Raw genomic sequence first — 21,181 nt, 5'->3', positions numbered from 1 at the left:
TCTGGTCTCCGAATTTTAAGCGTGCGCGACCCGCTTGCCCGCGAGCACCGTTTCGGACGGGAACAACCTTTGATGGCCGCTCCGCATACCCTTGTAATTGTCCACGAACTCGAATGTGCCCTCCCGCAGCTCCATGATCGCCACGTCGGCCGGCGCGCCCACATTGAGCGTGCCGCGATCATCGAAGGCCGGGAAGCAGCGCGCCGCGTTGACCGTCGCGCATGCGATGATCTGGCTGAGCGGCATGCCGAACAGGAGGAATTTCGACATCACGTTCGGCAGATCGACGACCCCGGTGGTTCTAGACGCCGTGCTCCAGTCGGTGGAGAACGTATCGGGCCACAGGCCCTGCCGGGTCGCCTTCTCGACCGTATCCCAATCGAAATGATCGGAAACGCCGTTGCCGAAGTCGAAGATGACGCCGCGCCGGCGCGCGGCCATCACGTCCGCAAACAGCACACCCTTGTCGTCCAGAATGCCGTTCTTTCCGGGTGCGTAAATATGCGTGACAATGTCGCCGCGCTTGAGCAGCGCAAGAAGGGCGCGCAGCGGTGAGTAATTCTGTCCCACATGGATCATGACCGGCAGATTGAAGGGGCCTGCCGCCTCCTGCGCGCGGCGCAACGCTTCGAGGTCGTTGGCACCCGCGACATTATCCGACAGGCGCGCCTTGACGCCAACGACAACGTCCCGATTGCGCTCGATCGCTCCTCGCGCCAGTGCCACATTGGCGGCGCTGAGGTCGTGCAATTCGCCGCTGGGCGTGACCACCCCGGTACGCGCAATGTTGACCAGGCAACGCCCCATCTGTGGCGCACCCCGCGCAATCGCGGCAACCGCATCGATGTTGTCAGCGCCGCCTGAGCCGGCATCAACCCAGGCCGTCACCCCGTCCTGCAGACACATCGGCGGCCCTTCCTTGCTGCGGCCGGCATGGGTATGGATGTCAATCAGGCCGGGCGCGACGATCTTGCCGCGCGCATCGATGGTCTCGGTAGCGTCGCCCGCAATGCTGGCCTCGACCGCGACGATCCTGCCGCCCGATATCGCCACATCACGCGTCGCGTCGAGCCCGGCAGACGGATCGATGACGCGCCCACCCCTGATGATCAGGTCGTAGGTCGCCGCAAATGCTCCTGGAATGTGGGTGAACAGCGCAGCGCCGGTGGCGCACACCAATTGGCGTCGGTTCATCATGGTCGATATCCTCCCTCGCAGGACCTTTAGAAGTCCGCTTTATGGCCGACAAATTACCCGGCGTTGCTGACAAAGCCAGAACCTTCTGACCACATCCATTGCATGGCCCTATTCCGGTCCCGCACCAACCGGCGGTCCGCCGGGTGGCCGGTGCAGAAACGAGATCGACGCGAACGCGCCGATCCAGGAGCCAGCCGCGGCGAAGGCCACATAGACCCAGTTTTCGGTATAACTGATCACGGCATAGGACGAGAGCAGATACCAGATGCTGCTCCAGCTTGCCGCCGGCACCCGCCGGCGCGCCACCACGGCGGCGGTGAACATGACGTAGACCGCGTCGGTCGCGGCGGTTGCGATCGCCACAGCCGTGGCGGTCAGTGGATCGATCGACACCATTTGATTTCCTCCGTCAGACCTTTGCGGCGGCATTGATTTTGCATTCGCGACGTCGATGGTCCACTATTTTCGGTAGGATTTTGCGACGTTGACGTTGGCGACCCCATTGCTTTTCGGCCGATGGCGAAGGTTGTGCACAGCGGATCGTCATCGGCCGGCAAGCTTGCGCGCCGATTTAAAAGAGAATTAGCTGCGCGTCCTAGCGCTGGTTCGGGTGAAAGATTGGATTGCGAATGAGCGACAAAATGGGACGGCGGGACTTCCTGAATACAGTTGCGCTCGCAGGCGCCGTTGCCGCCGCGGGGCGTACCTCATTGATCGACTCCGCCAAAGCTGCACCGGAGACGAACGGTGACATCATTTCGAAATCGGCCAGTGAACTCGCCGATGCGATCCGTTCCGGGAAGCTCAGCTCCAAGACCGTCGTTGACGCGCACCTGGCGCAGATCGCGAGGGTCAATCCAAAGCTCAACGCCGTTGTCCAGTTGACCGCCGATTCTGCGCGGAAAGAGGCAGACGAGGCCGACGCGGCCCTGGCGCGCGGTGAGATCAAAGGGCCGCTGCACGGCGTACCCATCACCATCAAGGATACGCTGGAGACCAATGGCGTGATCTGCACCGGCGGCACAAAGGGCCGCGCGAATTTCATTCCCAGGGCCGATGCCACGGCCGTTGCCCGGCTTCGCGCCGCCGGCGGGATCATCCTTGGCAAGACCAACGTGCCGGAATTGGCCGGCGCAATCGAGACCGACAATCTGGTCTATGGACGCACCAATAATCCCTATGACCTCGGCCGCACGCCCGGCGGCAGCAGTGGCGGCGAGGCCGCCATCGTCGCGGCCTGCGGTTCGCCGCTGGGTCTCGGCACCGACGCTGGTGGCAGCATCCGAATTCCGGCTCACTTTTGCGGCCTTGCGGCGATCAAGCCGACTTCCGGCCGGGTCCCGCGCACCGGCCAGTTTCCGATGCCGATGGGGGCCCGCAACGCGGTGTTTCACGTTAGTCTTATCGCACGCAAGGTCGAGGACCTCGCGCTGGCATTGCCGATCATTGCGGGTCCCGATTTCCGCGATCATTCGATCGTCGGAATGCCATTGCTGGATCCGAAAGTCGTGACGTTGAGCGGATTGAAGCTGGCCTATTTCGAAGATGACGGCGCAGCCACGCCGACCAGGGAAATCAGCGCGGCGGTTCGTGACTCCGCAAAGGCATTGATGGACGCCGGCGTGAAGGTCGAGGAAAATCGCACGCCGGACGCGGCCAAGGCGGCTACGGTGTATTATGACATGAGCCGCGGTGACGGCGGCGCCGGCACGCGCGCGTTCCTCAAGAGCATCGGCAGCGATCCAATTTCGCCGCTGTTCGAGCAGGCGCTGACCTACGCAGTCGCGCCTGCAATGGCCAACACCACGGAGGCGCTGGCCGCGTTCGTGCGATGGGATCTTTTTCGCAATTCGATGCTGCGGTTCATGGAGAACTACGACGCGGTTCTTTCGGCGGTGGCACCGTTTCCGGCATTGCTTCACGGCACCAGCTTCGAGGAACAAAACCGGCGCGGGTTTGGTTATGCGCAGATGTACAATCTGACGGGATGGCCGACCGCAACGGTGCGGGTCGGAACTTCACCCGAAGGACTTCCGCTGGGTGTCCAGGTAGCCGCAAGGCCGTGGCGCGAAGACGTCGCGCTGGCGCTCGTTCAGCATCTCGAGCAAACATTTGGCGGATGGAAGATGCCCACCGCGGTGTAATCGGTGAGCGGTGTAATCCGTACGAGATACTCGATCGGCAACAATCCGCTGCCGATTCCTGCGCAGTGACGGGCATCATGGCCAACATCTGGGCTCGCAAATCCACCGCGATATTGCTGGACGAGGCCGCTCAAAATGACGGGACGGATGGGCCAACCCAGCCCCTGCGGCGAACCTTGTCCGCGCTCAATCTGATTGCGCTCGGCGTGGGCGGGATCATCGGCGCGGGAATTTTCGTCCTGACCGGACACGCCGCCGCGGCCAATGCGGGACCTGCGATCTCTCTGTCCTTTCTTCTCGGCGCCGTCGCGTGTGGGTTTGCCGGATTATGCTACGCCGAGATGGCGTCGACGGTCCCGATCAGCGGGAGCGCCTACACCTACGCCTATGCCACGCTGGGTGAGTTGATTGCCTGGATGATTGGCTGGGATCTGATCCTTGAATACGCCGTCGGCGCCACTGCGGTCGCCATCGGCTGGTCGGGGTACGTCGTCAGCCTGGCAAGGGACTTTGGACTGAATCTCCCGGCGCGGTTTATCTCGTCGCCATTTGCTTATGACGCCACCCAGCATGCGTGGTCACGCACCGGAACCATCCTGAACGCGCCGGCAGCCATCGTGATCGTTGTCATCACATCGCTGCTGGTCACGGGCATACGGGAGACGGCGCGGTTCAACAATCTTATCGGCGCCGCGCCCGCGTTCAATACCGCGAACTGGATTACATCAGGCAATCCCGATGGGGCATTTATCCCACCCAACGCCGGTGTCGGGATCTATGGCTGGTCGGGCCTGGTCCGCGGCGCCGCCGTCGTGTTTTTTGCCTATATCGGATTCGATGCCGTCTCGACGGCCGCGCAGGAGGCCAAAAATCCGATGCGGGATATGCCCGTCGGCATTCTCGGATCGCTGGTGATCTGCACAATACTGTACGTCGTCGTTGGCGTGGTTCTCACAGGGATCGTTCCGTTCGACAGGTTGAATGTTCCTGATCCGATGGCGGTGGCTATCGACGCCGCCGGCGTGAGCTGGCTTTCTCCGTTTGTAAAATTGGGAATCGTCTTCGGCCTGACCTCGGTCATTCTCGTCATGCTGCTCGCGCAACCACGAATTTTCCGGGCGATGGCACATGACGGTTTGCTTCCCGCAGCGGCCGCAAAGATTCATCCGCGCTTTCGTACGCCCTATATCGCGACGGTCTCGACCGGCGCCGTGGTGGCAATTCTTGCGGCGCTGCTGCCGATCGACCTGGTCGGTGAACTCGTCAGTATCGGAACGTTGTTTGCATTTGCGGTCGTATCCCTTGGCGTGCTGGCGTTGCGCGTCACCCAGCCCAAGCTCGATCGGCCGTTCAAGGCGCCTGCGGTCTGGATCGTTGCCCCGGCCGGAGCGGCGACCTCGGTTTTCCTGATGTTCGGCCTTCCCGCCGACACCTGGTTAAGGCTTGCTGTCTGGCTCGCGATCGGGCTCGTGATCTACTTCGCCTATGGAGCAAGACACAGCCGGATCCAGACCGACATCCGCAAACGCTGACGTCACCAAATTTACTTCGGCGGCCTGCCGCGTTTTGCAAACGTCAGTCCCCGTGAGTCCGCCGAGCAGCGAAGCAGGCTTGCCCGTTTGAGGGCCTCGTTACGTTCCGGACCCGGGGGCATCAGGCGGGCTCGCTCTAACGCGTCGGCGGCGCGGATATCCGAATCAATTCTGTCAGGCGAACGTTGTGTCTCTTGTTTCATGGTCCAACTTATTGCGATTGCTTAGCCTGTCGGAAAACCGGAGTGAACTGCCGACTTTCTCTGGACTCCAACGGGAACAGCGTTATTCCCGGCTTCTAATGCTTTTATGACGCACAAAAACCGCAGCCGCCCCGCGCTGGGCGCACCAATCAGGTTCCCGATTTTCTCGTCGCCAGGGCAAGCCTTCCGATCGATCTGCTTCCGGCTCACGCTGCGCGAGAATCACTTTTACCAATCGAAAGCGGGCGCGCCGAGTGCAGGCAGAGCACACTCGCCAACTATCGCGGGATGATCCTTCACAACAAATTTATCGCGACGTTTCGTCGTGACTTTTCATCATGAACGGACCCGCGGACTGCCCTGCCGGACCCCAAGATCTTAACAAGATCGCTTAATTCGTCAGGGTTCCCCATTGTGACGCCATGCGCTCGGCGCCGCGCTGCGACAAGGCGAATATCGTGAAAGTCGGGTTCGAGGCGCCCGCGGTGGGGAAGATACTCGGCCCCGCAACCCACAGATTGGGGATTTCATGACTCTGGCCATAGCTGTCGACGACGGAATTGCCGGCGTCCGACCCCATGATGGTGCCACCCATCAGATGGCTGGTCGGAACCGGTCCGCCACGCGCCGACCAGGCTTCCTTGGCTCCGCTCGCCTTGGCAATCTTCAATCCCTCTTCGAGATTGGCATTCCACAGCGCCAGCGAATCCGGGCTGTAACTGTGGATCAGCTTTCCGAGCGGCATGCCGAACTCGTCCTTGGCACTTGTCAGTTCGACGCGATTTTCCATTTCCGGCTGGTCTTCGCCAAACGCCTTGATCCCCGCCAGATTGCGCGCGGCCCGCTTCATGTAGTCGGCGAGTTCCGGCCCGAATAAATCACCTCGCGAGTTGGCCAGATCGCTCGTTTTCAACGCAAATCCTGCCACGACGAACGAACTTCCGAACGCGCCCGGGTGACTGGTCTTGGCATAACGCTCGTACGACATGTATTGCACGGCGATCGTGCCCATGTGATTTTTGACATCCTCATCGAACATCGCCCATGTCGACGCGACATTGTGGGTCATCATGAAATGGCCGACGAGGCCGCTCGCATTGCCAAGGCCCTTGGCGTGCTTGTCGGTCGCGGAGTTCAGCAGCAGTCGCGGATTCTGCGCCGACCATGCCGCCAGCAGCACCAGGCTTGCTTCCTGGGTCTGCTTTTGCTGCTTGTCATCGTAATATTCGACGCCGGTGACGCGGGTACCGGCCTGATTGGTCAGAATGCGCGTCACGGTGGACAGGGCGCGAACTTCGGCGCCGGCCTTTCGCGCATCGCCGAGATAGGTGACCAGCGGATTGGCAAGCGCGCCGATCGGACAGCCGACGTGGCACCATCCGTCATACAGGCACGCCGGACGCCCCTTGAATTCGACCGAATTCATGCCGACCGGCGCCGGCACCATGGGAATGCCGGAGGCTTCAAAGCCCTTTAGAAAGATGTCGCCGCTGCGAAAGGTCTTCATCGGCGGCATCGGATAGGCCTCGCCGGCCGGCCGCCACCGCTCTTCGGCCTTGGCATCGCCGGAGACGCCGATCTCGCGCGCCACCTTGTCATAGAACGGCGCGACATCCTGGTAGGAGATCGGCCAGTCCTGGGCCCGGTTGTGCTCGCTCCTGACCTTGAAATCGGTCGGCAGCAGCCGTGGAAAATTGGCGAAGTAGTGCAGCGCCGCGCCGCCGACGCCCCACCCGGCCTGGTTGGCGTAGCCCATCGGATTCTTGCCTTCGAGCAGGATAGGCCCGCCCGCGGGCTTGACCCGGCGGCCCCAGATCTCGGAACTGATGAGATCGGAGAGTTCCCAGTCCGGACCGGATTCGATCAGGACGACTTTCTTGCCCGCTTTCGCCAATACCGAGGCATAGACCGAGCCGGATGCCCCCGCGCCAACGATGACAACGTCCACTTTCTCGTTTGTCATCTCACCACCTCTTTTCCGGCTGGATATGCGGCATATAGGGAATGCCCAGCGCCTCATAACCTTCCATCGTTCCGTAGACGACATCGACGGCATCGGCACGAAGCGCGGCATAAACCAGCGCGCCTGGCGGCCCGGTCCAGTCTTCAACCTTGTTCTGACGCATGCGATCGACGAACTCGTGTTGATCGGCAGCCGACAGCTGCGCGAAATCCCGCCCGAAGATCTTGCGGCTACGCTCGTCGATCGTCTTGATGGCGGTTCGATAGAAATCCGCGAAGGGCGGACGGATGTTGAGGAGACGGGCCTGCAGCAGCGCTTCGTGCGGCGGCACCGAAAGCTGCTGATCGATGAAATGGGCGATCCCGGATTCGCGCGCCGTCGGCACCAGCGTCTCGCCGAGCGCCTCTATGGTGTCACCCTGATGGGCATCGAGCAGCCGGAAAGGGACGTTACGCGCCCTGGCTTCTCCGGGCGCCATCAGGATCTCGGTCCCGCCTACCGTAAAAGCCAGCGCCCCCAGGGTAGCGCCTTTGACGAATCCACGTCGGCCGATGTCCGGCATCGTGATCTCCTCCCGGAGTGGTTTTATTGTTTTTCGAAGCCACCCAAACTGGCGCCATTACCCGATAGCCCCGACCTTGAGTCAAGAGCATCAGCCGGCAAATCGCGTCATGGCAGCGATGACATCTGCGTCATCGCGGCGCCTCCTGTAATCTCGCACGAGAGCGACGGATCGCCTGCGGCGGCTAGCGTTCCGCGAAGGCCTTCTCGAGCACGAACTGACCGGGCTCGCCATGATTGCCTTCGGTAAAGCCCTTATCGAGCAACAGCGTTCGGGTATCCTGAACCAGCGCCGGACTGCCGCAGATCATGACGCGGTCATGTGCGGCTTCAAGCGGGGCCAGACCTGCATCGCGAAACAGCTTGCCTGAAGTGATCAGATCGGTGATCCGGCCGCGATTGCGGAACGGGTCGCGCGTCACGGTCGGATAATAGATCAGCTGGTTGCGTACGAGCTCGCCGATCAATTCGTCGTTCGGCAATTTCTCGGTGATCATCTCGCCGTAAGCGAGCTCGGCGACGCGGCGGCAGCCGTGCAGCAGCACGACTTTTTCGAAACGCTCATAGGTCTCCGGGTCCTTGATCACGCTGAGGAACGGCGCCAGCCCGGTGCCGGTGCCGATCAGATAGAGATTGCGGCCGTCCTCGAGATTGTCGATCACCAGCGTGCCGGTGGCCTTGCGGCTGACGATGATCTCGTCGCCCTCTTTCAGGTGCTGGAGCCGCGAGGTCAGGGGTCCGTCCGGCACCTTGATCGAAAAGAACTCCAGCCGGTCCTCGTAATTGGCGCTGGCGACGCTGTAGGCGCGCAGCAGCGGCTTCTCGCCGACCTTCAAACCGATCATCGTGAATTCGCCGTTGCGGAAGCGGAATGAGGGATCACGGGTGGTGGTGAAACTGAACAGTGTATCGGTCCAGTGATGGACGCTGAGAACGCTTTCCTGGTTGAAGCTGCTCATCTCGTTGATTCCGCTGTCTGGAGGCCAATTTTACCGGTTGACTCGTTTGTACACATTCATTTGTATACAAATGAATAATCCTTCTTGATCCCGGCGTCAAGCCGCGCGCAAGATGCCGATCCGAGCCGCGAAGGCATTGAACAAAAAGGAAAAACCGATGGCCCACGACCAGCCCCAGGCAACCGGCCCGAGCAAACTGGTGATCCGCAATATCGGCCTGCTGCTCTCGGGCGCGCTGGAGAAGCCGATCCTCGACGCCGACACCATCGTGGCGGAGAACGGCAAGATCACCGCCATCGGACGCGCCAAGGATATCGACACTGAGGGCGCCACCACCATCATCGATGCCAACGGCACCACGGTCGCCCCCGGCCTGATCGACAGCCATGTCCATCCCGTCGCCGGCGACTGGACCCCGCGGCAAAACCAGATCGGCTGGATCGACAGCTTTCTCCACGGCGGCGTCACCACGATGATCTCGGCGGGCGAGGTTCACATGCCGGGCCGGCCGCGCGACGTGGTCGGGCTGAAGGCGATGGCGATCTTCGCGCAGCGCGCGTTCTGGACGCTGCGACCCGGCGGCGTGAAGGTTCACGCCGGCGCGCCGGTGATCGAATGCGAAATGGTCGAGGACGATTTCAAGGAATTGGCCGCGGCCGGCGTCAAGCTGCTCGGCGAAGTCGGGCTTGGCGGCGTCAAGGATGGTCCGACCGCGCGCAAGATGGTCGGATGGGCGCGCAAATATGGCATCCAGAGCACGATCCACACCGGCGGCCCCTCGATCCCCGGCTCCGGCCTGATCGACAAGGATGTGGTGCTGGAAGCCGACACCGACGTGATCGGTCACATCAATGGCGGTCACACCGCCCTGCCCGACGACCAGATCCGCTGCATCTGCGAGGGCTGCAAGCGCGGTCTCGAACTGGTTCACAACGGCAATGAACGCTCGGCGCTTTACACCATGCGGATCGCGCGCGACATGGGCGATCTCCACCGCGTCATTCTCGGCACCGATTCGCCGGCCGGCTCCGGCGTGCAGCCGCTCGGCATTCTGCGCATGGTGTCGCTGCTGTCGTCGCTCGGCGACGTGCCCGCGGAAATCGCGTTCTGCTTCGCCACCGGCAACACCGCGCGGATGCGGGCGCTGGACTGCGGCCTCGTCGAGGTCGGGCGTGCGGCCGACTTCGTCATCATGGACAAGGCGCAACATTCCGCCGGCAAGACCATCCTCGACAGCGTGCAACTCGGCGATCTCCCCGGCATCGGCATGACCATCATCGACGGCATCGTCCGCACCCAGCGCAGCCGCAACACGCCGCCCGCGACGAAAGTGCCGGAGATTGTCGGGCACTAGTCGAACTCCACTTTCGTCGTCCCGGCCAACGCCGGGAAGTCGCAGAAGCTGGCGCGATCGCTCTCCGCTGTCGTCCCGGCGAACGCCGGGACCCATACGCCGTGCCGCCTGTTTTGAAAAATGCTGTTCAACGGCTTTCGCGCAACAATAACGGCCTGTGGTTATGGGTCCCGGCGTTCGCCGGGACGACGAAAGCTCGGTGTACGGCGCCGCACCACAACAAGTCGTCATACCCCGCGCATGCGGGGTATCCAGTACGCTGTGGCTTTTCGATTTCACCGCCGCCATCTCGGAATGCTGGATCGCCCGCCTTCGCGGGCGACGACAGCGCGGGTTCAAATTTTAAAGAGCCCATTGAGCCCATTCCAAAACACACCTTCGCATTCCCGCGGCGCGATGCGCCCGAAGTTGTGCATGAATCTCTCGCCCTGAAAACCAAGGGCGTGGGGAATGCCGGGTGCCCAGTGCACCCCGCAGCCTCGTGTGCGCATATTGGTAGCGAGTATGCACACGAGTATTCACAGCGGTCGCACCGGTTCACCCGGCATTCCCGCACGCAATGGTTTTAACGGTTTCCTTCGCGCTCTCCCTGGTGACCGGGCTTGTTTGTCACCATCGCCTGCGAATTCAATTCGCAAACTTGACGCCAGCGTCGGGGCGTCAGGACCACACGACTTCGCCGTCCGCCTCAAGCGCCCTCGTCAGAAGCGCCATCCGCGTCCACCGCATCCCGCCCCGCGTCCGTGACGATCGCGATACGCCCCTCGAGTGGGACGAGACAGCGGTGGATTTAAAAGTGATTTGGGTCTTCGGAAAATCAGAATATTTTTGCAAAACGGGCTGGACACTGACGGACACTGGCATCAGCAAACTGCCCGACGGGCAAATCAGGCGGCTTGCGCGCGCCGGACTGTCGGCAGGTCGCGCAGGTGTCGCCACTCGTCACGCAAAAGTGCCGATCCGATGGACCCATTTTACTGCCGGAATCGGCGGGATGTATTGACTAGCCGGGCACGACGGCCCCTTAGTTCGCCAAAACCACACGACGGGAGCGCAAGGTGAACGCTGGTAATTCGGGATCGCGAGCAGATGACTCCTGCTGTGGTTGTTGTGGCCCGTCATCGTCGCGGCGCGGCTTCCTCGCTCGCCTCGGCGCCTTTGGCGCGGCACTGGCTCTACCCGCCGCGACGCACGCGCAGACCAGGCCGGCGCTGATCGATACGCACCAGCATTTTTATCCGCCCGAATATCAGAAGCTCTGGCTCGAATACGAAGACGCGCGCAAGCAGCCGCATTTCCCCGGTCAGGTCGTCTGGAGCCAGAGCAAGATGATCGAGGACATGGATCGCAATGGTATCCGCACGGGCATCCTGTCGATCGCATCGACGCCCGGCGTATGGTTCGATGTCGGGCCGGTGGAAGCGGGCAGGCTCGCCCGCGCCTGCAATGAATACGCCGCCGACATGATGCGCGACCATCCCGGTCGCTTCGGCCTGTTCGCGACGCTGTCGATGCTGGATATCGATGCCACGCTCAAGGAGATCGCATACGCCTTCGATACCCTGAAAGCCGACGGGATCGGCTTGCAGAGCAGCTACGGCGACAAATGGCTCGGCAATCCCGCTTACACGCCGGTGCTCGAGGAACTCAACCGGCGAAAGGCTGTCGTCTATGTGCATCCGCTGGTCGCGAGCTGCTGCAGCGCGCTCAGCGTCGGCACCTTTCCGGCTGTGATCGAAGTCCCGCACGACACCACGCGGACGGTAACCAGCCTGCTGTTGAGCGGCTCATTGGCGCGCTTCCGCGACATCCAATGGCTGTTCTCGCATGCCGGCGGCACGATTCCGATGATGGCCGGGCGGATCAATTCGTTTTACGGCGCGCGGCCGAACCTCAGGGAATTCGCGCCGGAGGGGATCGAGGGCGAACTTCGGCGGCTGCATTACGACACCGCGAACGCGACCTTCGCGCCGTCGATGGCCGCGCTGATGAAGCTCGTGCCGGTCTCCCAGATCACCTACGGCAGCGACTACCCCTATTTCGGCTTTGGCCAATTTACCGAGTTGCAGAAGCTCGGTTTGTCGGCCGGCGATCTCGATGCCATCGGTCACGAGAATGCGACGCGGCTCGTTCCGCGTTTGCGGGCATAGAGAGGGATGTTTTTAAATTGAATCGGCCTATCAGCGGTTCCGCTTACCTCTCCCCCTTGTGGGAGAGGTCGGATCGCATCGCAGATGCGATCCGGGTGAGGGGTTACGCTCTATCGATAGACCGTAACCCCTCACCCCAACCCTCTCCCACAAGGGGAGAGGGAGCGCACTACCATTGCTTTGACAGATCGATCTAACGTCATCACGCTCTAGCGTCCGCCACCGTCGGCGGCCGGGTCTCGTACGTCCGCTATCAATACCTGTTTGCACGGCCGGACCATTCACCGCAGCTTGCTCAGCAGCGCCACCAGCGTCTCGCGCTCTTTGGCGTCGAGCGGCGCCAGCGTCTCCCGGGTGATCGCCAGCGCGTTCGGCGCCATTTTCTCGACCATCTGCTGGCCGGCGCGGGTCAGGCTGACCAGCAGGCGGCGGCCGTCTTGCGGATCGGCGCTGGTTTCGGTCAGGCCGCGGGCGGTGAGCCGGTCGATCACGCCCTTGATGGTGGCGACATCCATCGCGGTCAGCCGGCCCAAATGATTCTGCGAGCACGGTCCGGTTTCGGTGAGTTTTGTCAATGCCGCCCATTGCGCCGAGGTCAGGTTGATTCCGAATTCCCGGGCGAAGATCGAAGCGTGGCGCTGCCACACCTGGCGCAGGATGAAGCCGATCTGCTCCTCCAGAACATAGGCCGGCCGCGAAGGTTTTAGGCTCCGTTTCGGCGCAACACTCCTGGTCATATCCGTCCTCGCCTCTGTCTTCTTGGCCTTCTTGGCCTTCTTGGTCCTGTCGCGCCATCGATCACAGCGCCAGATGCGCGTCGCGAATGTCCGGACCGCTGAAGCAGATGCGGCCGCGCTCGATGATGTAGGCGCGGTCGGAGATCAATTTGGCGAAATGCAGGTTTTGCTCGGAGACCAGCATGCTGACGCCCTCCTTCTTCATGGTCAGGATCGCCTCGACCATCTGCTCCACAATTTTCGGCGACAGTCCCTCCGATGGTTCGTCGAGCAAGACCAGCGACGGATTGCCCATCAGGGTGCGCGCGATCGTCAGCATCTCCCATCAGGGTGCGCGCGATCGTCAGCATCTGCTGCTCGCCGCCGCTCATGCGCCCGCCCTGGCGGCCGCGCATTTCGGCGAGGTTCGGAAACAGCGCAAACAGTTTTTCCCGGGTCCAGGTCGGCGCGTTCGGCCGTGCCGGCTGGCGGCCGACCTCGAGGTTTTCCTCGACCGTCAGATCCGTGAAGATGCGCCGCTCTTCCGGCACATAGCCGAGCCCGCTCTTGACGATCGCATGGGTCGGCTCAGCCGAGACATCGTTGCCCTCGAACAGGATTCGGCCGGTGCGCAGCTTGACCAGACCGACGATGGAGCGGAAGGTCGTGGACTTGCCGGCCCCATTACGCCCGAGCAGCGCCACCACCTCGCCCTCGCCGACCTCGAGCGCGATATCGAACAGGATATGCGCCGGGCCGTAATGGCTGTTGAGATCCTGCACGCTGAGTTTCACGCCGGCGCTCCATCGCGATGACTGGCGTCATAGACCAGGCCCTCGCCGAGATAGATGGCGCGAACCTGCGGATTGCGCCGGACCTCCTGCGGCGAGCCCTCGGCGATCAAGCTGCCGCGATTGAGCACCAGGATGCGGTCGGCATGTTCGAACACCACATCCATGTCGTGCTCGGTGAAGAGAACGCCGATCGATTTCTCGCGCGCGATCTGCGCGGTGAGCCGCATCAGCTCGATGCGCTCGCGCGGCGCCATGCCGGCGGTCGGCTCGTCCATCAATAACAGCTTGGGCTGATTGGCGAGCGCAATCGCAAGCTCGAGCCGCTTGAGATCGCCATAGGCGAGCTCGCCGCAGGGACGTTCGGCGTAACCGCCCATGCCCACCAGTTCGAGCAGGCGGCCGGCTTCACCTTGCGCGTATTTTGGGGTCGAGGCCCACAGGTTGAACAATTGCCGCCCATACGACACCAGCGCGACCTGCACGTTCTGGCGCACCGTCATGGTCGGAAATGTCGCGGTGATCTGGAAGGTGCGTCCGACGCCGAGCCGCCAGATCGCGCGTGGTTTCATGCCGGCGGTGTCCTGACCCAGCAGATTGATCCGGCCGGCGTCGGGAACATTCTGGCCGTTGAGCATGTCGAAGCAGGTGCTCTTGCCGGCGCCGTTGGGGCCGATCAGCGCCAGGATTTCTCCTGATTTGAGCGAGAACGACACGCCGCGCACGGCATGAACTCCGCCATAGGATTTGCTCAGGCCCTCAACCGACAGCAATGTGGGCGCGGTGCTCATTCGGCGCTCTCGATCCCGAGCAGTGCCGGCTTTGGCGAGGACGACTGGCGGCGATGCCGGATCGTCTCCAATATGCCGACAATGCCTTTAGGAAACGCGACCACGATCAAGACAATAAAGCCGCCCAGCACCAGCTTGGACAAATCGGTCTGGCTGACCAGCCAGATCGAGAGCGCCTTGTAGACGATCGCGCCCACGATCGCGCCGGAGACGGTCTCGACGCCGCCGAGCAGCACCATGACCAGCGCATCGACCGAGAGCGAGATGCCGAGATTGTCCGGAAACACGCTGCCCTTGAGATAGGCGAACAGCGCCCCGGCGATCCCGGCGACGGTGCCCGCGATCACGAACGCGGTCCACTGGATCCGCTTGCCGTCGATCCCGATCGCCTCGCCGCGCAGCGGCGAATCCCGCGTCGCCCGCAGCGCGAAACCGAACGGCGAGAACACAATGATTCGAAGGGCTGCGACCGCCAACGCGGCGACGCCGAGCGCCAGCCAGTAGAAATGCGCCGGCGACGCCGCCCATGGTTCGGGCCAGACCCCGAGAATGCCGTTGTCGCCGCCGGTCACCGCGACCCACTGGAACGCGATCGACCACACGATCTGCGCGAATGCCAGCGTCAGCATCGCGAAATAGACGCCGGACAATTGCACCGCGAAAAAGCCGAACACCGCAGCCCCCGCCAGTCCGAGCAGCGGGCCGAGCAGCAGCGATACCATCATCGGCAGGCCCGCGAGCTTGGCGAGGAAGGCGACGCCGTAGGCGCCAAGCCCGAAATAGGCGGCGTGGCCGAACGAGGCCAGCCCGCCGACCGACATCAGGAAATGCAGGCTGGCGGCAAAAATCACGAAGATCGCGATTTCCGAGCCGACCGTGAGCGCGTAATTGCCGCCGACCAGCGGCAGTGTGGCAGCCAGCACCAGTGCGGCGATCGCGGCCAGACGCTCATTCGAGGTCAGTGGCCGCCACGGGTTGACGGTCAGCCCCGGCGTGCGGCGCGCCGGCGCCTCGGCCTTGCCGAACAGGCCCCAGGGCCGCACGATCAGCACCGCGGCCATCACCAGGAACACAAGGATGATGGATATCTTCGGAAACACCAGAATGCCGAAGGCGTTCAGTTCGGACACCAAAACCGCCGCGACGAAAGCGCCGACGATGCTGCCGAGACCGCCGATCACCACCACCACGAACACGTCGACGATGATGCGCAAATCCATCGCGTGATGCACCGCGTCGCGCGGAATCTGCAGCGCGCCGCCCAGCGCGGCGAGAAACACCCCGACCGCAAACACGCTGGTGAACAGCCATTTCTGATTGACGCCGAGCGCCGCCACCATGTCGCGGTCCTGGGTCGCGGCGCGGACCAGAACGCCCCATCGGGTGCGCTGGAACAACAGCCACAGCAACCCAAGCACGACCGGACCGAGCGCGATCAGCAACAGATCATAGGACGGAATGTTCTGGCCGAAAAAATCAACCGCGCCCTTGAAGCCGGGGGCGCGGCGGCCCAAGAGATCGCTCGGCCCCCAGATCAGGACCACCAGATCCTCGACCATCAAGGTCAGGCCGAACGTCGCCAGCAGCTGAAACAATTCCGGCGCCTGATAGATCCGCCGCAGCAACACCATCTCGACCAGCACGCCGATCGCGGCGACGATCAGTGCGGCGGCGACGATGCCGCCCCAAAAGCCGATGGCGCCGGAAAATCGTTCGGTCAGCGTGAACGCCACATAGGCGCCGAGCATATAGAAGGCGCCATGCGCGAAATTGACGATCCGGGTCACGCCGAAGATGATCGACAGGCCCGACGCCACCAGAAACAGCGAGGCGGCGCTGGCAAGACCGGTCAGGAACTGGACGAAGTAGAAGGCCATCTAGGGGTCCGCGTCAGCGCTTTCTTTTTGCGCGTTAGGTCATCAATCGAGAGGCATCACGTCAGCCGTCACCGGGCGGGCACTCTCACAACACGTCATTGCGAGGAGCCAAGCGACGAAGCAATCCAGCTTTCTTATCTCGGGTAGCCTGGATTGCTTCGCTGCGCTCGCAATGACGGTTCAACCATTCGGAATAAGCCGCCTCACTCTTTCGGGCGCAATTTGGCGACTTCCTCGTCGCTCGGAAGATAGCTGGCGCCCTTGCGATAGACCGAATCCACCATCACGCCTTTGCCGTCCTTGAGCGCGGTCTTGCCGACGAACGCACCCAGCGTCGACTGGTGGTCGATCTTGCGGAACACGATCTCGCCGAACGGAGACGGCACCGCCAATCCTTCCGCCGCCGCGATCAGCTTTTCCGGATCGGTGGAGTTGGCCTTGGCGAGAATGGCGGCAGCCGATTTGATCGTCTCGTAGCCGACGATCGAGCCGAGCCTTGGATAATCATTGTACTTGGCCTGATAGGCTTTCAGGAAAGCATCATGCTCCGGCGTCTTGATGCTGTACCAGGGATAACCCGTGACGATCCAGCCTTCCGGCGTTTCGTCCTTGAGCGGATCGAGATATTCCGGCTCGCCGGTCAGGAAGCTGACGACGGTGCGATCCTTGAACAGGCCGCGGGTGTTGCCTTCGCGCACGAACTTCACCAGGTCGGCGCCGAAGGTGACGTTGAGGATCGCTTCCGGATTGGCGGCGGCAAGAGCCTGCACGACCGGGCCGGCGTCGATCTTGCCCTGCGGCGGCCATTGCTCGTCGACCCACTGGATATCGGGGCGTTTCTCCGACATCAGTTTCTTGAACACCGCCACCGCAGACTGGCCGTATTCATAGTTCGGCGCGATCGTGGCCCAGCGCTTGGCCGGCAGTTTTGCGGCCTCCTCCACCAGCATCGCCGCCTGCATGTAGTTGGATGGACGCAGGCGGAAGGTGTAGCGATTGCCCTTGGCCCAGGTGACGGCATCGGTCAGAGGCTCGGCGGCGAGGAAGAATACTTTCTTCTGGTTGGCGAAATCGCTGACGGCCAGACCGATGTTGGACAGAAACGTCCCGGTCAGCATGACAACGTTTTCGCTCGACACCAGTTCGTTGGCGGCGGTCTGCGCGTCGGCAGGCTTGCCGCCATCATCCTTGGAGACCACGACGAGCTTCTTGCCGTTGATCCCGCCGGCGGCATTGACCTCCTCGACCGCGAGCTGCCAGCCCTTGCGATAGGGCTCGGTAAAGGCGGGCAGCAGCGAATAGCTGTTGATTTCGCCGATCTTGATTTCGCTCTGCGCCATCGCGGCGCTGGCGATGCCGGCGAGCATGACCCCCAGACTTGTCGCCAACAGATTTGCCGCCAACAGACGTTTGCTTCGTTGCATCCTGTATCTCCAATGTTGAAAACTGGAACTATCGCAGACCGTCTTCACCCTTTATCTCGGTAATCTTCAGACCGCCGACGCGCGGCAAGGGACGGCCGCTGTCGGTGATCGCGACCGCGACCATGATTTCGTTGGCGCGCGGCGCGTCATTGATCTGCACTTCCATGCCGTCGAAATGGCTGCGCACGAACGCCGCGTCCTTGTGGCCGAGCGGAATATCCAACGTGGTGCCCGGCCCGCTGCGCTTCTTCGATGACGGAATCAGCGCCGCGCCCTTGCCCAGTATCCTGCGCACCGGCGCGCCCATCTTGGGATGCAAGATCGCGGCCGCATGTTCGAGTTCGCCGTTTTCGCCCACCGCCGCCGCCTTGCCGTAACTTTGCGCCTTCGAGCCGTCGATTCCGAGCGCCGCCACTGCCCTTTTCGCGAGCAATTCGCCGAGTTCCTCGCCGATCGCAATCAGCGGGGTGAGGTCCTCGACATATTTCCCGGCAAACGGATTCTCGATCACCGCGATCGCGGCCGCCCGCCGGGTCGGCGGCGAGACGGTCTGCCCCATCTCCAGCAAGGTCTCTTCGACCACCGTGACGATTTTGCGAATGATGGCGCTCATCGCGTTCCGCCTTCTTGAATTGCAGGGATCGTTACATCGACGTCAGGCATATATCGCACTTTCCGTTTGCTGGCGCGATACCGCAGGCGGCCCATTGACGCCGAATTTCTTCAGCGCGACGATTTGCGTTTCGCCTTGCAGACGCAACGCCGCGCCGTCGATCAATCCCGCCGCGAGCAACGCGCGTGCTTTATCCGCGCCGGCTTCCAGCGCCGAAATGACCTCGAATGGCTCCAGCGCTTCGACGTCGCGCGTGACCAGCCGGGCGCCAAGATCGCTGTCGGGTTGCAACTCGTCAGCCCGGCAGCGGATAATGGCGGGATGTCCGGGCAAATCGACCGCATTGGCAATGATGGTGGCGGCGGCATCGGCCTGCGCCGCCGTCGGCGCCAGCACGGTCACGGCATCGGCGATGCCCAATGAAAAACTGCGGCCGTGCCGTCCGCTGGTCGCAATGCCGCGCGAGGGATCGGCGGCCGCAATGACCGATGTTGCCATCAGGCCGGGCCGATCCGGCCGCTCCACCATACCGACGGTAAAATGCGCGCCGTCGGCCAGATAGAGCGCGATGTCGCCGCCATTGTTGACATAGGCGCGCTCAAGCCGCGCCTCACCCACCATGGCGCCGAGAATTTCTTCGGCGACGGCGCCGGCCACCGCCGCCATCGGCGTGATGAAATGATCTGATGCCAACGGCGCCACCGCCGCATGCATGCGGCGCGCGACGCGGCCTTGCAACAGGCACAGTTTCGGATCGGCAGCCTGGCGCAGCATCGGCAACTCGTCGCAGAGTTCATCGAGCAGACCGGTGAAGCGGCGCGCCGCGGCGTCATAGGCCGCGCGCAGATTGCTCTCGCTGCCGCGCGCTTCCACGATCAGGTCGATCGGGCCATCCTGCAGATGCAGCCTTCTGCCGTCCGCCAGCCATCCGATCTGCGGCAGCCGCGTCATGGGCGCGATCCCGGCTGCGGTGGATTCATCTGGCGGATTTCGGTGTTGTCCTTCAGCGATTCCAGCGGACGCACGTGGTCCATATGGCCGCCCAGCGCCGCATAATCCGACAGCCGCAGCGTGAATTCGATCGGCGCCACCAGCGCCGGCGTCGGGACATAGCCGAACGCGCCGGCCGGCAACCGCGTGACATCGACCATGAAGGTGATGCCGCCGCCCGGCCAGACATAGACCGGCGCGCCGCCGCTGGTGACGCGGGTCAACGCGTCCTTGACCGATCGCGTCAGGCGCACCGGATTGTCGGTCACGCCGGCCCGCAGCGACCCGCCCGCCCCGCCCATGAACAGCACGGTGCAGAGCGCCGGTTCGCAATTCTCCTGGATTCGCTCGACCGACAGTTTGAGATCTGATGGCATCGGCTTCTCGACCGGCGTTAGCGCCGCGTCGAGTTCATAATAGGCCGCGTGTTCGCCGGTGGTGGAGACCATCAGCATGGTCAGGCCGGGACGGGCCGTCTTCGGATCGAACGGACCCAGTACCGTCAGCGGATCGGAAATCTTGGTGCCGCCCCAGCCGGTGCCGGGCTCGGCGACCTGGAAATAACGGCCCGGCGTCGAGCGCCGTCCCTTCATCTTGATCCCGGTATCGGGAATATCGAGCAATTTGCCGGCCTGATGTTCGCTGAGAACGCCGGTGATGTGATCGTCCACGACCACGACTTCATCGACCTTGCCCTGCCATTGCTTGGCGAACATGCCGATCGTGGCCGAACCGCAGCCGACCCGCATCCGCTCCTCGGCGACGCCGTTGACGATCGGCGGATAGCCGGCCTGCACCACCACGCTGGCGCCGCCATCGATCGTGAGCTCGACCGGCTTGCAGTTGCTCAGATCCATCAGCGCGTCGCAGGTGACGCGGCCTTCCTTCTTCGAGCCGCCGGTCAGATGATGGACGCCGCCGAGCGACAGCATCTGCGAGCCGTATTCGCTGGTGGTGACGTGACCGACCGCCTCGCCCTGCGCCCGCACCGTCGCGGTTTCGGGGCCGAGAAACCGGTCGGTGTCGATCTTCACCTTGACGCCGCAATAGCTGAAGATGCCTTCGGTCACCACGGTGACCATGTCGACGCCGTCGATCTGCGACGACACGATGAACGGCGCCGGTTTGTAGTCGGGATAGGTGGTGCCGGCGCCAATGGCGGTGACGAAAACGCTGGGCTCATGGACGATCTTGCCGTCCCAGTCGCCGCCGGCCTGGAACGGCACGATCTGTCCGCCATGGGACACCGTTCGCTCCAGAACAATATGAGGATCGACGCGCACCAGCTCGCCATCGTGATTGGCATAGCGGTCGCAGGCGCCCGCCGCGCCCGGCTTGATGTAGCACATCACAGGGCACGCATCGCAGCGGATCTTGTCGGTGGCGGCGGTCGCTTCAGTCAGCATGAACAAGCTCACGGGCCGGCGTCAAACAGTCGAACGGCCAAACGGGTAGTGATGCCCAATAACAAGGTCGGTTGGTAGCACGGCCAGCCGGCATCGAGAACGCGGTGTTCGGCGCCGGGCATTTCGTTCGTACACGAATGATCTTGCGCGCAGCGCCAAAACCTGTCAAGCGCCGTTCGCAGCGAAAACGACCACTGCCGAATAAACCCGCATCGCTGTTTATAAACCGGGCAGCCGGTTTGGCTTAGGGCAGGTTTGGCTTGGGGAACGGCACGCTTGCACGTTTGTATGCAAACGGTATCTTCGGAAAGCGCTTGAGCGATGTTTGCAGTGCAATCATCTCGCCGGAACCCATGAGCATGACGCAGACCACGATCCGCCTGACCGTCAACGGCCGGATCCATGACGTCGATGCCGCTCCCGACACCGCGCTGCTGTATGTATTGCGCAACGATCTCGAATTGAACGGGCCGAAATACGGCTGCGGGCTCGGCGAATGCGGCGCCTGCG

18 protein-coding genes and 1 pseudogene are annotated in these 21,181 nt (G+C 62.8%); 6 read left to right on the top strand and 13 right to left on the bottom strand.

The genetic code is table 11. The features are described from left to right. Positions 1-15 precede the first annotated feature (15 nt). Complete coding sequence (locus tag ABR948_RS18620) at positions 16-1,197, bottom strand: amidohydrolase family protein (RefSeq protein WP_428120533.1); 1,182 nt, start codon at positions 1,195-1,197, stop codon at positions 16-18. Between the two features lie 108 nt (positions 1,198-1,305). After that, positions 1,306-1,593, bottom strand: coding sequence for a hypothetical protein (locus tag ABR948_RS18615; protein WP_428120531.1), 288 nt, complete (start codon positions 1,591-1,593; stop codon positions 1,306-1,308). Between the two features lie 233 nt (positions 1,594-1,826). Here ABR948_RS18615 and ABR948_RS18610 point away from each other — a divergent pair, with 233 nt between their 5' ends. After that, a complete protein-coding gene (locus ABR948_RS18610) occupies positions 1,827-3,341 on the top strand; it encodes an amidase (RefSeq protein ID WP_428120529.1) in 1,515 nt (504 codons plus the stop codon). Positions 3,342-3,418: 77 nt separating this feature from the next. After that, positions 3,419-4,873, top strand: coding sequence for an amino acid permease (locus ABR948_RS18605; protein ID WP_428120562.1), 1,455 nt, complete (start codon positions 3,419-3,421; stop codon positions 4,871-4,873). 594 nt (positions 4,874-5,467) lie between these two features. Here the strand turns inward: ABR948_RS18605 and ABR948_RS18600 are convergent. The 3 genes from ABR948_RS18600 to ABR948_RS18590 form a co-directional block, all read right to left on the bottom strand. After that, the gene (locus tag ABR948_RS18600) at positions 5,468-7,039 is read right to left on the bottom strand and encodes a GMC family oxidoreductase (RefSeq protein ID WP_428120527.1); all 1,572 of its coding nucleotides are present in this window, start codon (positions 7,037-7,039) and stop codon (positions 5,468-5,470) included. Between the two features lies 1 nt (position 7,040). Beyond that, positions 7,041-7,601 (bottom strand): gluconate 2-dehydrogenase subunit 3 family protein, encoded by a 561-nt coding sequence (locus ABR948_RS18595; RefSeq protein ID WP_428120525.1) that lies wholly within the window; start codon positions 7,599-7,601, stop codon positions 7,041-7,043. Between the two features lie 184 nt (positions 7,602-7,785). Next, entirely contained in the window at positions 7,786-8,559 is a 774-nt protein-coding gene (locus ABR948_RS18590) for a ferredoxin--NADP reductase (RefSeq protein WP_428120523.1), read from the bottom strand. Positions 8,560-8,716: 157 nt separating this feature from the next. Here ABR948_RS18590 and ABR948_RS18585 point away from each other — a divergent pair, with 157 nt between their 5' ends. The 3 genes from ABR948_RS18585 to ABR948_RS18575 all read left to right on the top strand — a co-directional run bounded on the left by ABR948_RS18585 (position 8,717) and on the right by ABR948_RS18575 (position 12,063). Continuing rightward, positions 8,717-9,913: an amidohydrolase family protein gene (locus ABR948_RS18585; protein ID WP_428120521.1), complete on the top strand. Its 1,197-nt coding sequence runs from the start codon at positions 8,717-8,719 to the stop codon at positions 9,911-9,913. A 784-nt stretch (positions 9,914-10,697) separates the two neighbouring features. Continuing rightward, positions 10,698-10,916, top strand: coding sequence for a hypothetical protein (locus tag ABR948_RS18580; protein ID WP_428120519.1), 219 nt, complete (start codon positions 10,698-10,700; stop codon positions 10,914-10,916). Positions 10,917-10,971: 55 nt separating this feature from the next. Next, the gene (locus ABR948_RS18575) at positions 10,972-12,063 is read left to right on the top strand and encodes an amidohydrolase family protein (RefSeq protein ID WP_428120517.1); all 1,092 of its coding nucleotides are present in this window, start codon (positions 10,972-10,974) and stop codon (positions 12,061-12,063) included. Positions 12,064-12,344: 281 nt separating this feature from the next. Here the strand turns inward: ABR948_RS18575 and ABR948_RS18570 are convergent, their stop codons facing one another. The 8 genes and pseudogenes from ABR948_RS18570 to ABR948_RS18535 form a co-directional block, all read right to left on the bottom strand. After that, positions 12,345-12,800: a MarR family winged helix-turn-helix transcriptional regulator gene (locus ABR948_RS18570; protein WP_428120515.1), complete on the bottom strand. Its 456-nt coding sequence runs from the start codon at positions 12,798-12,800 to the stop codon at positions 12,345-12,347. A gap of 61 nt (positions 12,801-12,861) precedes the next feature. Beyond that, a pseudogene (locus ABR948_RS18565) lies at positions 12,862-13,573 on the bottom strand (ABC transporter ATP-binding protein). Continuing rightward, the gene (locus ABR948_RS18560) at positions 13,570-14,361 is read right to left on the bottom strand and encodes an ABC transporter ATP-binding protein (RefSeq protein WP_428120513.1); all 792 of its coding nucleotides are present in this window, start codon (positions 14,359-14,361) and stop codon (positions 13,570-13,572) included. Before ABR948_RS18560 ends, ABR948_RS18565 begins: the two are co-directional and overlap by 4 nt. Then, positions 14,358-16,238, bottom strand: coding sequence for an ABC transporter permease (locus ABR948_RS18555; protein ID WP_428120511.1), 1,881 nt, complete (start codon positions 16,236-16,238; stop codon positions 14,358-14,360). Before ABR948_RS18555 ends, ABR948_RS18560 begins: the two co-directional genes overlap by 4 nt. Positions 16,239-16,441: 203 nt before the next feature. Next, on the bottom strand, positions 16,442-17,605 hold the full coding sequence (locus tag ABR948_RS18550) for an ABC transporter substrate-binding protein (protein WP_428120560.1): 1,164 nt from the start codon (positions 17,603-17,605) through the stop codon (positions 16,442-16,444). 85 nt (positions 17,606-17,690) lie between these two features. Beyond that, on the bottom strand, positions 17,691-18,275 hold the full coding sequence (locus ABR948_RS18545; RefSeq protein ID WP_428120509.1) for an amino acid synthesis family protein: 585 nt from the start codon (positions 18,273-18,275) through the stop codon (positions 17,691-17,693). 42 nt (positions 18,276-18,317) lie between these two features. Continuing rightward, positions 18,318-19,226, bottom strand: coding sequence for a UPF0280 family protein (locus tag ABR948_RS18540; protein ID WP_428120507.1), 909 nt, complete (start codon positions 19,224-19,226; stop codon positions 18,318-18,320). Continuing rightward, on the bottom strand, positions 19,223-20,671 hold the full coding sequence (locus ABR948_RS18535; protein WP_428120505.1) for a 6-hydroxynicotinate reductase: 1,449 nt from the start codon (positions 20,669-20,671) through the stop codon (positions 19,223-19,225). Before ABR948_RS18535 ends, ABR948_RS18540 begins: the two co-directional genes overlap by 4 nt. A 359-nt stretch (positions 20,672-21,030) precedes the next feature. Here ABR948_RS18535 and ABR948_RS18530 point away from each other — a divergent pair. Then, positions 21,031-21,181: 2Fe-2S iron-sulfur cluster-binding protein (locus ABR948_RS18530; RefSeq protein WP_428120558.1), on the top strand; the 151-nt coding region annotated here is incomplete at its 3' end.

Source organism: Bradyrhizobium sp. (genome assembly GCF_050014615.1).
Classification (GTDB): Bacteria; Pseudomonadota; Alphaproteobacteria; order Rhizobiales; family Xanthobacteraceae; genus Bradyrhizobium.
This window is presented reverse-complemented; position numbering and strand designations above follow the sequence as displayed.